We start from the raw sequence: 13,446 nt of genomic DNA on the forward strand, positions 1-13,446 counted from the left end.
TAACTGTATCGCTTTAGTCGTGGCACAGTAGAGGGATGGATAAGAGCAGGTGGACAGCCCGAACGCTAGCGGCCGAAGCGTTTCCGGCGGCAGTAAGAAAAGATCCCGGTCGCACACTGTTGGCCTTCGACTTTGACGGGACCCTGGCCCACATGAACCCGGACCCGGAGGCGGTCAGCCTGGTGGAGGAGTCGGCCAGTGCGCTCGAGCAGCTCACCGGCCTCGGGGTGGACCTGGCCCTGATTTCGGGGCGACCGGTCGACACCCTGGTTCGACTCGGTCGACTCCAGGAACGGCCGGCGTTCTCCCAGGCAACCATCTTGGGTCAGTACGGCATTGAGCGGCTGGACCTGGCGACGGGCGAGCGGAGGATTCCCCCAATTCCGGTTGAGATTGACCGGGCCCGGCCCGAGTTGGCCCAGCTGGTGGCCGACCACCCGGGTGCCTACCTGGAGGACAAGGGCCGCGCCCTGGCTGTCCACGTGCGCCGGATGCCAGATCCGGAGGCGGCTCAGGCGGCCCTGTCCGAGCCGGTGCACCAGCTAGCCGAGCGGCACGGCTTACAGGTGGAGCCGGGTCGACTCGTCTGGGAGGTGCGGGCAGCCTCTGCCGACAAAGGCGACGCCCTGCGCGAGCTGATTCGCCAACACCAGCCCCGCGCCGTCCTGATGGCGGGAGACGACCTGGGCGACCTGGCGGCTTTTGCCGCCCTGGCGGAGGCGGCCAAGCGGGGGATCTACACGTGTGCCCTGGTCAGTGACTCCCAGGAGCAGCCGGAGCTGCGCCGCTATGCCGACGTGCTCTGTGACGGGCCCGACGGGGTGGCTGCCTGGCTCCAACACCTGGTGTCCAACCTCCGCTAAGGCTAGGCCGGCAACCGGGGAACTGCCTCGAGCAGACGGCGAGTGTAGTCGCTGGTCGGGGTCCGAAGCAGCGTTTGGGTGGGGCCGGATTCTTCCACCCGTCCGCTCTGGAGCACCACCATTTCCTCACACAGGCGGGCCACCACGGCAATGTCGTGGCTGACCATCAGCAGCGTCAGTCCCAGCTGCTCTTTTAGCTCAGCCAGCAGGTCCAGCAGGTCGGCCCGCACCGAGACGTCGAGCGCGCTGACCGGCTCGTCGGCCACCAACACCTGCGGGTTGGGGGCGAGCGCCCGGGCGATGGCGATCCGCTGGCGCTGCCCTCCGGAGAACTGCGCCGGATAGCGGTCACCCACCTCGGGATCCAGGCCCACCTGGGCCAACACCTCGTCCACCCGGGCCCGGTGGGACCCGGGGATCTTCAACGAGGCTAGCGGCTCACCGACGATCCGGTGGATCTTCATCCGCGGGTCCAGGGACGAGCGTGGATCCTGAAAAACCATCTGCACCTGTCGGCGGAACTGGCGGGTCGCCTCACGTCCCTTGGGTGGGAGCGGCTCACCCCTCCAGGTGACCTCACCCTCAGTGGGGGTATCCAGGGCCAGCAGCAGGTTCAAAATGGTCGACTTGCCCGCGCCCGACTCGCCGACAATTCCCAGGCTCCGCCCCGACCGCACCTCCAGGCTGACGCCGGACAGGGCCCGGGTGGTCACCCCGCGGCGGGTGAACTCGCGCGTGACGTCCTTCAAAGCGAATAGGGGTTCACTCACCGGGGGCCTCCTCGAGCGCGGGCAGGAAACTGACTTCGCGAGCCGCGGTTACCAGCTGACGTGTATACGCTGCCTGCGGGTCGGCCAAACCGTTGGCCACCGTGGTCTGTTCGACCACCTGCCCGCCTCGCATCACCACCAGGTTCTGCGCCACCTGGGCCAGGACCGGAAGATCGTGGGTGATGAACACGAGCGTGGTGCCCAACTGATCGACCAGGGTGGTCAACAGCTCCAGCACCTCCGCCTGCACGGTCACGTCGAGCGCGGTGGTGGGCTCGTCGGCAATGATCACTTCGGGCTGGCAGGCCAGCACCATCGCCAGGGCCACCCGCTGGCGTTGTCCACCCGAAAGCTGCCACGGGTACGAGGCAGCAATTCGTTCGGCATCGTGCAGGGCGACCTGGTGCAGCAGCTCCAGCATCCGACTCTGGGCCTGACGCCGGGACAGGTGCTGGTGAAGGCGCAGGGGACCGACGATTTGGCGGCCCACCTTCATCAGGGGATCGAGGGCGGTCAGGGGCTCTTGAAACACCATCGCGATCCGCGAGCCCCGGGTGCGCTGGCGCTCGGTCTCGGTCAGGGTCAGCAGTTCCTGCCCGTCCAGGGTGACGGAGCCGGAGGCCCGCATCCCCTCCGGCAGTAGGCCCATGATGGCCAGGGCGGTAATGGACTTGCCCGAACCCGACTCGCCAATTAGGCCGAGGCGGCCACCGGTGGGCACCGACCAGGAGCAGTCGGTCAAAATTGGCCGGCCACTCGAGGTGGTGACGGACAGGTTGGAGACTTCCAGCATCAGCGATCACCTCGCAGGGTTGGGTCCAGCAGGTCTCGCAGACCATCGCCGAGCAGATTCAGGCCGAGGACCGTCCACGCGATTGCCAAACCAGGGGCGAGGGCAGCCCAGGGCTGCACCTCGACGGTGGATTGGGCTTCCAGCAGCATCCGCCCCCAGCTGGCGGCGGGAGGCGGCGCCCCCAACCCGAGGTAGCTGAGCGCCGCCTCGGCCAGGATGGCAGCCCCACCCAACAGCATCAGCTGCACCAGCAGCATCGGGAAAATGTTGGGCAAAATGTGCAGGCGCAGGCTGGCCCACCACCGGGTCCCGGAGGTGCGGGCCGCGCGGAAATAGTCCTCCCGCAGGACCCGCTGCGTGTTGATTCGGGTGACCCGGGCAATGGTGGCCGAGCCGGAAATTCCGATGGCCAGGATGGCCGAGGAGAGGGACGCCCCGCGAATGGTCACGATCAGCATGGCCAGCAGCAGGGTGGGGAATGCAATCATGATGTCGATGAACTTGGAGAACCCGGCATCCACCCACCAGGTGGTGGCGGCCGCCAGGATTCCCAGGGTCAACCCAATCAGAGCCGCGATCACCATGGTGGCGGCCGCGACGATCAGGGCGGAGGTCGCCCCCGCCATCAGTTGGGAAAACAGGTCCCGTCCAAGCCGGTCGGTCCCAATCCAGAACTGGCCACTGGGCCCGGCCAGGCGCGCTCCGGAGCCGGTGGCATCCAGCGAATAGGGGGTCCAGAACAGGGCCACCAGGCCGACGACGGCGGTAAGTGTCACCATCACCGTGCCGGCCACCAGGGAGGGTGACCAGCGGCGGCGCCCAGAACCGGGCAGGGACGTCAGTGCCTCTTCTTCCACCAGGGTGGTTCTCAGATCCACACTCACTTGGCCCCCGCCTTTCGCCGGGCCCGGCTGGAGCCGAGCTGAAGTCGGGGATCAATCCCGCGCTGAAGCAGATCCACCGCCGTGTTGATGATCAGCACGACTGCCGTCAGCAGCATCACCAAGTTTTGGACGGTGGGAAGGTCCCGGGCAGTGACGGAGGTCAGCAGCAGCTGTCCCAAGCCCGGGAGGGCAAACACGTTCTCGATCACGACGGCACCCAGCAGGGAGGTACCCAGCTCAATGCCGAGGATCGCCACCACCGGGACGGCCGCGTTTCGAAGGCCGTGCCGGGCCAGGGCGCCCGCGCGGGAGTAGCCCAGCGAGCGTGCGGTCCGCAGGTAGTCGGTGTCCAGCACGTCAATCACGGAAGAGCGGATGTAGCGCACCATCGTGGCGCTCATGGCGATGGCAATGGTGATCATCGGGAGCGCCAGCGCGGTCAGGGCCGCGACCGGGTCGGCCCAACCGTGACGCGGAAAGTTCCCGGCGGGAAACCAACCGAGGCGGAGCGCAAAGATCCAGACGAGGATCACGCCGATCCAGAAGCTGGGAACCGCGAGCCCAAGTTGGGACAGCCCCGAGATGGCCACGCCGGCGGGGGAGCGGCGACGGGTCGCCGCCAGCACCCCGAGCGGAACCGACACCAGGACCGCCAGGATGAACGCCCCCACGCTGAGGGGGACGGTCACCGCGAGTCGGTGCCCAATCAGCTCGGAAAAAGGCTTCTTCGAGATGAACGAGGCACTCTGCCCGGTGAACAGGTCGTGAAGCCACTGGCCGTACTGCACCAGCAGGGGCTGGTCGGTTCCGAGCTCGGAACGAAGCTGCTCCAACTGTTCCTGGGTGGTGCCCACGCCCAGCAGCGTCCCCGACGAGTCGCCGGGCAGGAGGCGCAGGAGCAGGAAAATCACCAGGGAGGCCAGGAACAGCGAGACCAGCAGTCCCGCCACCTTCTTAGCTAGATACCAAAGATTGGCTGACAACCCCGATCCCATTAGTCTTCCGCAACGATGTTGGCCACGTAGAAGGGTTCGGCGTTCTTATCGGCCGAGAAACCAGTCACTCCGGCCCGGGCAATCCGGATCTGCGGGGCCTGGAACAGCCAGGCCGACGGTGCTTCGTGAGCAATGATCTCGGAAAGCTCGTGAATCAGCTCAACCTGCTCTTCCGGGGTGGACGCCTCGTCCGAAGCTTCCTTCAGTTCCTGGACCTTTGGGTTGTCGTACTGCCAGTAGAAGTCCGGGTTGGCGTACCAGAGCACGTCGCGCGGATTGTTGTGATCCATCAGCGTGGTCTGGTAGTCCTTGTCGGTGTAAACCTGCTGGTACCAGACAGAGTCGTCCACCGGACGCGGCGTTACCGTCACCCCAATGTCAGCCAGGTTCGACTTGATCTGCTGAACGATGATTTCCTGCGATGAACCGGCCACGTAGGTCAGGTCCAGGTTGAGGTCCTTCACCCCGGCGTCGGCCAGCAGCTGCTTGGCTTCTTCCGGGTTGTAGGCGTGAATCTCGGTGAAGGAGGCGTCGTACCACGGTTCAGAGACCGGCGGCATCGACCCGAGCGTCACCCCGTAGTCGCCCCAAACCGCTTCCAGGATGGCATCTCGGTCAATCGCCTTGTACAGGGCCTGGCGAACGCGTTCGTCGTCGAAGGGAGCCACCTTGTTGTTGAACGTCCACACCCACTTCTTGATTGAGTTACCCTCGGTCACCTGGAAGGCCGGATTGTCGGTGAAGGAGGCCAACTGATCGGGGCTTTCCTGCTGCAGCACCAGGTCGATGGCTCCGGTCTTCAGGGCGTTGTTCATGGCGGTCTCATCCTGGAAGAACTGGAAGGTGACGCCCGGGTTTTTGGCCGGCTCGCCCCAGTAATCGTCGTTGCGCTCCAGCGTGAGGTGGTCGCCCTGGACCCATTCGACGAGGCGGTAGGGCCCGGTGCCATTGTCGGAGGTGTTTTCCTTATCCCCATCCTTGACGATGGTGACGGAGGCCAGGAAGAACGGCAGCGAGGCCGAGCGGTGGTCCAGTTCCAGGACGACCGTCTGGTCATCCGGGGTCTCGATGTTCTTGATTACCCGCAGGTCCGAGGCGCGGGCCGACTTGGATTCGGGCGAGATTGCTTCCGAGATGGACCAGGCCGCATCGGCGGAGGTCAGCGGGGTGCCGTCGTGGAAGTTGACCCCGGGCACCAGGTGGAAGGTGTAGGTCAGGCCGTCGTCCGAGACGTCGTAGGACTGGGCCAGGGTGTTGATGACCTCACCGCTGTCGCTAATGGAGGTCAGACCTTCGTAGACGTTCCGGGTGGTGGTTTCCGAGATTCCGGAGGAGCCGCCCACGTTGCGTTCGAAACTGGTCGGCTCGTTCGTGGTGCCGATCAGAATCTCAGCGGAAGAGGCCTCGGCGGTTCCCGACTGGCCCGACTGATCGGACTGGCTGGGAGACGATCCGCCACCACAGGCCGACAGCATCAGGGCGGCGCTCATCGCGAGCGCTCCCAAACCGAGGCGGTGAAAACCCTTCCAGCCGACACTGATGCGACGTGATCCCATGTGAGTCCTTTCATCCAGGCTGTGCGGCGGGCGGGTGCGCCCAATTACCCATGGAGCTGACGAACTATGCGCTCGTCGAACATTTTTCAAAGCACAGTCTTTTGAAAATTGTGCGGGTCTGTTGAAGGATCTGCAAGTTCCGCCCGGCCTGCAAGATGGGTAGAAGGTCCTGTCGGTGCTGGCCATCAGGCCTCCGCGAAGCGTGAGAGGTCAGTTTCACAAAATCGCGTCCCCTTCGTTGCAGCGAAGCCTCAAAGTCGCCCAGGTCCAGGTACCAGTCAGGACGATCGATAGGCCGAGAAGCCGCGGGGGATGGGCGAAAGTATCGGCCTCGGGTATTTCGCCAGGCGCTGACAAACGGGCGGGCGGAAGAATCCTCCAACTGGCCGATCGGTCAGCTCATTTTCTGGTTCCGATCGGCGGTTCCATCCGCTCCTCGAGGTGATTGGCCAGACTTGCGCTAAAGTTTTGCCTACCGAAGAATGAGAGATTCAGGTGCTGGTAGCAACCAAGGTCGACCGCGTCCTTCAGGGCTGCCGGCGGTGCCCGTCAACCGCGGGTACGAAGAGATTGTCGAGCTAACCGATGTCAAGATTCTTACTGCGCAGGTTCCTGAACTATTTGGTCCTGCTGTTCGTGGCCGTGTCCCTGGCCTACATGCTGGCCGGGACCAGCATGAACCCAATTTCTGTTTTTGACCGCACCAATCCGAATCTGGATATTGCTGCGATTGAGCGGATGTTGACCGAGTTCAACCTGAACAAAGATGTTCCGTTGCTGGAGCGGTATTGGAACTGGCTTCAGGGGGTTGTCACCAGTTGGGATTGGGGTCGAACTCCGCAGGGCGGCTACGTCAACGAGATTCTGTCGGTGCGAATCTGGGTTTCGGTCCGCCTAATCACTATCGGCTCCTTTATCGGCATCATCGGCGGCGTCGCCCTCGGGGCCTGGTCTGCCACCAAGCATCACAAGCTGGCTGACCACGTGGTCACCCTGATCTCCCTGATCATCATCTCCACCCCGGTCATCGTTCTGGCCACCCTGCTGCAGATTGGGGCGATCCAGTTCAACAACATAACGGGAACTAACTTCTTTGAGTTCATGGGGGAGACCGGCACCATCGGGTCCTATCCGGGGGCCGATTTGGTGAACCGACTCCAGCACCTGCTGCTGCCGACCATCTCCATGTCTCTGGGTGGCATCGCCACCTACTCGCGCTACCAGCGCAACCTGATGCTGGACACCCTGGGGGCCGACTACGTTCGCACCGCCCGGGCCAAGGGGCTGCGCAAGGGCACTGCCGTCCGGCGCCACGCACTGCGGACCGCGCTGGTGCCGATGGCCACCTACTTCGCATTCGTTATTGCCGGGCTCTTTACCGGGGCGACCATTACCGAGCGGGTTTACGCCTGGCACGGGATGGGCGACTATTCGATCACGTCGATTACCGGCCAGGACATCAACGGCACCGTGGCGGTGGTCGCCTTCTCGGCCGCCTGTACGTTCGCGGGTCTGATGCTGGCAGACATATTCACCGTGGTGGTCGACCCGCGGGTACGCGTGAGCTAGGGAGCAAACAGACGTGAGCGAAAAAGATTTGAACGAGTTTGACTCCGAGGGCCGTGACGAGGGCCTGGACCCGATTGAGCGCGAACTGGCGGGCCTGGACACCCAGGCCGGTCCCGATCCGGCGGGCCGCCTCGGCCTGGACCCGGACCGGCTCACCTCACCCGGCCCCGACCCGGATCAGGGTCAGCCGGTGGCGGTGGCCGTGATGGAGGCTGACCGGGCGGTGGCCGATCTGGAAGCGGTCAAGCCTAACGGTAAGCCGCTAACCCGGTCCCAACTGATTCTGCGCCGGTTCTTCCGCTCAAAAACCGCGGTTTTTGGGTTAGTGGGAATCTTCCTGATTATCCTGTTTGCCATCTTTGGCTCGTATCTGACCCCGTGGGATTTCCGCGACGTCGACAACTCTGCCTTCCTGCAGCCACCCTCGGCCGACCACTGGTTCGGCACCTCGCAAACGGGGCGCGACCTGTATGCCCTCACCGTGGCGGGCCTGCAAAAATCCCTGGTGATCGGTTTTGCCGTTGCCGCCATTCAGACTACGGTGGCCGCGCTGATCGGTTCGGCAGCCGCCTACTTCGGCAAGGCAGTTGACCGGGTCATCCTGTGGGTAATTGACCTGCTGCTGGTGATCCCCTCGTTCCTGCTGATCGCGGTTATCACCCAGCGGCTCAGCGGGCAGTCCGCCTCGACCTTTATGCTCATCTTCCTGCTGGCGGCGTTCGGCTGGATGCTGACCGCCCGCGTGGTTCGGTCCATGACGCTGTCGGTGGCCTCGCTGGACTACGTTCGCGCCGCCCGGTACATGTCCGTGCCGTCCTGGTCGATTATCACCAAGCACGTGCTGCCGAATGTGTCGTCCTACCTGATCATCGACTTCACCCTCGGCGTGGTCACCGCCGTGATGATGGAGACGTTCCTTTCCTACTTCGGCTTCGGCGTGCAGCCGCCTGAGACTTCGCTCGGCGTGCTGCTGGCGGAAGGGCAAAAGCTGGCTACCGCCTTCCCCTGGACCTTCCTGGCTCCGGCCACCATCCTGGTCCTCATGCTGATTTGCATCAACTTTGTGGGTGACGGCCTGCGCGACGCGATCGATCCCACTTCTAAGTCTGGAGGCGAGCTGTGAGCCGCAAGAAGCAGATTAAATTCGAAGACGCTGCGCAACCGGATCCCGAGTTCGCCGGGCCGGTGCTGGAGGTCAGCGACCTGCACGTCACCTTCCCCTCCGAAGATGGGGCGGTGCACGCGGTCCGCGGGCTGAACTTCTCGGTCAAAAAGGGTGAAGTGCTCGGGATCGTGGGGGAGTCCGGCTCGGGCAAGTCCGTCACCTCCATGGCCGTGATGGGCCTGCTGGATGAGCAGGCCAAAGTTGAAGGCTCGATCAAGCTGTACGGGACCGAGATCCTGGGGCGCTCCGACGCCTACCTGTCCCAGATTCGGGGCAAGACGTTGGCCATGGTGTTCCAGGACCCGCTCTCGGCCCTGACCCCGGTCTACTCGATCGGTACCCAGCTGATTGAGGCCTTGCAGATCCATCAAAACCTGTCCAAGGACGCGGCTGAAAAGCGCGCCATCGAACTGCTAGAAATGGTGGGGATCCCGAACCCGACCATTCGGATCAAGGCTTTCCCGCACGAGTTCTCCGGGGGGATGCGCCAGCGGGTCATGATTGCGATGGCAATTGCCAACGATCCCGACCTGATTATCTGTGACGAGCCGACTACCGCCCTGGACGTGACCATTCAAGCCCAGATTTTGGAGCTGTTGAAGACCGCTCAGCGAGAAACCGGCGCGGCCGTGATCATGATTACTCACGACCTGGGTGTGATTGCCGACATGGCCGACACCGTGCAGGTGATGTACGCCGGACGGATCGTGGAGTCGGGCACGGTGGAGGATATTTTCTACGCTCCGCAGATGCCCTACACGATCGGCCTGCTGGGGGCCCTGCCCCGCCCGGATGAGAAGTCCGACCTGGCCCTGGCCACCCTGGAGGGCAACCCGCCGTCCATGCTGGTCGAACCCACCGGTTGTCCGTTTGCTCCGCGTTGCCCGATGGCCAGTGCCGAGTGTTTGAACGGCGAGCCAACCCTGCAGGTGGCTGCCTCAGCCGAGGGTGGCGGGGCCGAACTGCAACATCAGGCCGCGTGCATCAAGGCGAAGCAGATCTGGGACCAGAAGATGAGCTACTTGGACATCTTCCCGGTTCCGCGCCACATTGACCGGGGAGCCGGCCGGCGCGATCGGGAGGGCCGAGAGACCATTTTGGAGATCGAGGGCCTGAAGAAGACCTTCCCCCTGACCAAGGGCGCCATCTTTAAGCGCCGCGTGGGGACCGTCCATGCCATTGACGGGATCGACCTGGAGATCAAGGCGGGGGAGACCCTGGGTCTGGTGGGCGAATCCGGCTGCGGTAAGACCACCACCCTGCTGGAAATCCTAGATTTGAAGACCCCTGAAGAGGGTCGGATCGTGGTTCTGGGCCAAGACAGCGGCGCGGTCGGCCAGAGCGGCCGAAAGGAGATCCGGAAAAACCTGCAGGTGGTCTTCCAGGATCCGATGGCGGCGATCGACCCGCGGATGCCAATCTCGCAGATTCTGGCCGAGCCGATGCAATACAACGGGTACTCGCGGACCCAGATTCGTGAGCGGACCGCGGAGCTGATGGAGCTGGTTGGGCTTGAGCCCGCCCACCTGAACCGCTATCCGCGGCACTTCTCCGGCGGCCAACGCCAGCGGATCGGAATTGCCCGGGCCCTCGCCCTGGAGCCGAAGCTGCTGGTGTTGGACGAGCCGGTTTCGGCGTTGGACGTGTCGATCCAGGCCGGGGTGATCAACCTGCTCGACGAGTTGAAGTCCAAGCTGGGCCTGTCCTACCTGTTTGTCGCTCACGACCTGTCTGTGGTTCGCCATATTGCCGACCGGGTTGCGGTCATGTACCTGGGCAAGATCGTGGAAAAAGGCGACGTGGAAGAAGTCTTCCAGGAACCTCAGCACCCCTACACGCAGGCGCTGTTGTCGGCAATTCCCGTTCCAGATCCCATCAAGGAACGTAAGCGGGAACGGATCATCTTGGAGGGGGACCTGCCGTCCCCGGCCGATCCGCCTTCGGGCTGTCGCTTCCGGACCCGGTGCCAACTCTACAAGCTGCTGTCTGAGGGGCAGCAGCAGCGGTGCCAGAACGTGGAGCCGGAACTGGTCGCCCCGCCCCAGAGCCGGGACCTGAAGTCGGCGTGCCATTACCCGCAGAAGGTCTCCGTCTTCTAACCCGGTAGCTGTGACGATAGTCACAGGGAAAGTAACGGCTTGGCGGCAATTTTGAGATTATTTCGGACTGGATCTGGTCGCCAGATCGCATTCCGATAAGCTGCCTTTGTCCCGTGTTCGAAGTTTATCGCCGGAGCGGCAGACCAATTGTCTGGCCGCCCGCAATTCGACACCGGCCCAGTCCGTGCAACAACACGAAAATATCAATAGCAATCTGAGGGAGAAATCCATGAAACGCACTACCAGTGCATTCCTGGCGATCGCCGCAGTTGGAGCCCTGACTCTGTCAGCCTGCTCCTCTGGGGGAAGCCAGTCCGGGGCCGCCTCTGGCGGAGACAAAGCGGCGGCGGATATGCCGCCCCTGAGTGACCTGAATCCGATGGATCGCGGCGAACTGGCTGATGGGGGCACGCTGCGGCTGCCCATCTCCACATTGCCGACGAACTGGAACACCCTGAACGTCAACGGCAACAACGTTGATCAGGGTTCGACGATGGCCATGTTCCTGGAGCCGACCAACTGGATCTACGCCGAGGACGGATCCTTCGATAAGAACCCGAACTTCATCGAGGATTACAACTCGACCGATGAGGGCGGCAAGCAGGTCGTCACCCTGAACCTGAACCCCAAGGCCGTTTGGGGCGATGGCACTCCGATCACCGTGGCCGACTACCAGGCCACCGTCGCCGCCTGCAATGGCGAGCAGACCGAATTCAATTGCGCCTCCACCGACGGTTACTCCTCGGTTGAGTCCGTTGAACAGGGCAAGGACGAGTACGAAGTTGTGATCACCTTCGAATCGACCTACCCGGACTGGTCCGCTCCGTTCTCCACCGTCTGGCCTGCCGCCGGGGTGAAGGATGCCGCCACCTTCAACGACGGCTGGGACAAGTACAACAATGACTGGTTCTCCGGTCCGTTCCAGGTAGCCTCCGTGGATGATGCCCAGCAGGTCATCACCCTGGAGCGCAACCCCAACTGGTGGGGCGAGACCGCTCTGCTGGACTCGGTCACCCTGCGCGCTGCCGATCCGGCCGCGACTGCGACCGCATTTGCCAACAGCGAGTTGGACGTCCTCTCCGGGATCATCGACGGCGCTGAGTACGCTCAGGCCGCGGCCCGCTCCGACGCTGAGATCCGCCGTGCCGGTGGTCTCCAGTGGCGTCACTTCACCTTCAACGGTGAGTCCGGTGTGCTGCAGGATCCCGCGGTCCGTCTGGCCCTGACCAAGGGCATCAACCGCGAAGCCATCACCACCGCTGACCTCAGCGGGATTCCGGACATCGACCCGGCTCAGCTGATGCTGGGGAACCACTTCTTCATGCCGGGCCAGGTTGGCTACCAGGACAACTCCGCCGTTTCGGCCTACGATCCCGAGCAGGCTGGCAAGGACCTGGATGCGGCCGGCTGGACCCTGGAAGAGGGCGCCGAGTACCGCACCAAGGACGGCGAGACCCTGCAGTTCGAGTACACCATGATGCCCGACGTCTCCACCTCCAAGACTGAAGGTGAACTGCTTCAGCAGCAGATGAAGGAAATCGGCGTCAAGGTGGACATCAAGAACGTCTCCACCGCCGCCTTCTTCGACGAGTACGTCATCCCGGGTAACTTCCAGACCGCCGCCTTCGCGTGGCAGGGCACCCCGTACCCGCTGAACAACATTGGTCAGCTCTACTCTTGCGACTCGATCGACACCGGTTCGAACTTCACCCGCACCTGCGTGGATGAGATTGACGAGATGATCCCGAAGATCGCGGCGGAGACCGATCCGACCAAGCGCAACGAAATGGCCAACGAAGTCGACAAGATCATCTGGGAAAACGTCATGTTCTTCCCGATCTACCGTCGTCTGGAAATGACCGCTGTGCCGACCAACCTCGCCAACTACGGCGCCTTTGGGATGGCTTCGGTCCCGGCTGAAAACATCGGTTGGATGAAGTAACACCCAACCAAATCCCGGTGTTCACGGTCGGTCCCGATAGGCACTGACCGGGACCGGAACCGGTGAGGGCATGAGTTCGGACCTAATCCGAGCTCATGCCCTCATCTAGTTAAGGCCGGAGGCGATCCCCGGCCTAGTCCTAGAACGTCAGCAGGGTCGCAATAGCCCCCACCAAAGTTAAGGCTTGCAGGCCGATGGGCACCCAGTTCCACGACACGGTGGTCTCCGGCCAGATCACCAGCGGACGCAAGTCGCCGACGGGATGCTGGCGAAGTTGCTCTTCGGCCACCTGCGACAGGTCGGGTCGGAAGACCGGTTTTTGGTGGTAGAGCCGTTCCTCTTCCAACATTCGACGCGCAACGTTGGGGCCCACCCACAGGTCCAGCTGCGGCCCCTTGGGAAACTGCAGCGCGGGGGGAGACTCCTTCAGCTCCTTGTCCAGGTTGAAGCTGGCCCGGGAGGGCACCGACGCCACGTAGATTTGCCGACTTTTCTCTCCCAGGCCCCGGACCTCGGCATACAAGCCCAAGCGAGAGGTGAAGCCGTCAATCTCCTCCCACGGCACCGCGATGGTTCGCAGCTGGTTCCGAATCAGGATCCCGTCTTCGGTGGCGATCAGCCGGGGCCACTCCCAACGCCACCACGCCCAAAAACCCACCACCAGTGCGAGGGGAAGGGCCCGGGACAGTTCGGACAGCCCGTCGGCGAAAAGCACCACCAGGACGAATGCGATGGCGCCGGCAACGGTAAAGAGGAAGGCTGCAACGGCGCCGCGGGCACGAAAAGACAGACGATAGTTCATGGGGACCA

General features: G+C 63.4%; 11 protein-coding genes. 5 read left to right on the forward strand and 6 right to left on the reverse strand.

Going from position 1 to position 13,446, the window contains the following annotated elements; genetic code table 11:
• Positions 1-35: 35 nt before the first annotated feature.
• Positions 36-863 (forward strand): trehalose-phosphatase, encoded by an 828-nt coding sequence (gene otsB, locus SAC06_RS04510; RefSeq protein ID WP_350259017.1) that lies wholly within the window; start codon positions 36-38, stop codon positions 861-863.
• A gap of 2 nt (positions 864-865) precedes the next feature.
• Here the strand turns inward: otsB and SAC06_RS04515 are convergent, their stop codons facing one another.
• From SAC06_RS04515 to SAC06_RS04535, 5 genes are read right to left on the reverse strand one after another with little or no spacing between them, the layout of a single operon-like run.
• Entirely contained in the window at positions 866-1,633 is a 768-nt protein-coding gene (locus SAC06_RS04515) for an ABC transporter ATP-binding protein (protein ID WP_350259018.1), read from the reverse strand.
• Positions 1,626-2,426: an ABC transporter ATP-binding protein gene (locus SAC06_RS04520; RefSeq protein ID WP_350259019.1), complete on the reverse strand. Its 801-nt coding sequence runs from the start codon at positions 2,424-2,426 to the stop codon at positions 1,626-1,628. The genes SAC06_RS04515 and SAC06_RS04520 overlap by 8 nt, the downstream gene beginning before the upstream one ends.
• On the reverse strand, positions 2,426-3,310 hold the full coding sequence (locus tag SAC06_RS04525; RefSeq protein ID WP_350259020.1) for an ABC transporter permease: 885 nt from the start codon (positions 3,308-3,310) through the stop codon (positions 2,426-2,428). Before SAC06_RS04525 ends, SAC06_RS04520 begins: the two co-directional genes overlap by 1 nt.
• Positions 3,307-4,293, reverse strand: coding sequence for an ABC transporter permease (locus tag SAC06_RS04530; RefSeq protein WP_350259021.1), 987 nt, complete (start codon positions 4,291-4,293; stop codon positions 3,307-3,309). Before SAC06_RS04530 ends, SAC06_RS04525 begins: the two co-directional genes overlap by 4 nt.
• Before the next feature lie 11 nt (positions 4,294-4,304).
• Positions 4,305-5,795: an ABC transporter substrate-binding protein gene (locus tag SAC06_RS04535; protein ID WP_350259022.1), complete on the reverse strand. Its 1,491-nt coding sequence runs from the start codon at positions 5,793-5,795 to the stop codon at positions 4,305-4,307.
• A 651-nt stretch (positions 5,796-6,446) separates the two neighbouring features.
• Here SAC06_RS04535 and SAC06_RS04540 point away from each other — a divergent pair.
• From SAC06_RS04540 to SAC06_RS04555, 4 genes are all read left to right on the forward strand, one after another.
• Complete coding sequence (locus SAC06_RS04540) at positions 6,447-7,430, forward strand: ABC transporter permease (RefSeq protein ID WP_350259023.1); 984 nt, start codon at positions 6,447-6,449, stop codon at positions 7,428-7,430.
• A 205-nt stretch (positions 7,431-7,635) separates the two neighbouring features.
• Positions 7,636-8,553: an ABC transporter permease gene (locus SAC06_RS04545; protein WP_350259153.1), complete on the forward strand. Its 918-nt coding sequence runs from the start codon at positions 7,636-7,638 to the stop codon at positions 8,551-8,553.
• Positions 8,550-10,694: a dipeptide ABC transporter ATP-binding protein gene (locus SAC06_RS04550; protein WP_412766229.1), complete on the forward strand. Its 2,145-nt coding sequence runs from the start codon at positions 8,550-8,552 to the stop codon at positions 10,692-10,694. Before SAC06_RS04545 ends, SAC06_RS04550 begins: the two co-directional genes overlap by 4 nt.
• Positions 10,695-10,923: 229 nt before the next feature.
• Positions 10,924-12,636, forward strand: coding sequence for an ABC transporter family substrate-binding protein (locus SAC06_RS04555; RefSeq protein ID WP_350259024.1), 1,713 nt, complete (start codon positions 10,924-10,926; stop codon positions 12,634-12,636).
• Positions 12,637-12,775: 139 nt separating this feature from the next.
• On the opposite strand, the gene SAC06_RS04560 is transcribed toward SAC06_RS04555, so the two are convergent.
• Positions 12,776-13,438: a PH domain-containing protein gene (locus SAC06_RS04560; protein ID WP_350259025.1), complete on the reverse strand. Its 663-nt coding sequence runs from the start codon at positions 13,436-13,438 to the stop codon at positions 12,776-12,778.
• Positions 13,439-13,446: the final 8 nt, after the last annotated feature.

Source organism: Scrofimicrobium sp. R131, assembly GCF_040256745.1.
GTDB lineage: Bacteria > Actinomycetota > Actinomycetes > Actinomycetales > Actinomycetaceae > Scrofimicrobium > Scrofimicrobium appendicitidis.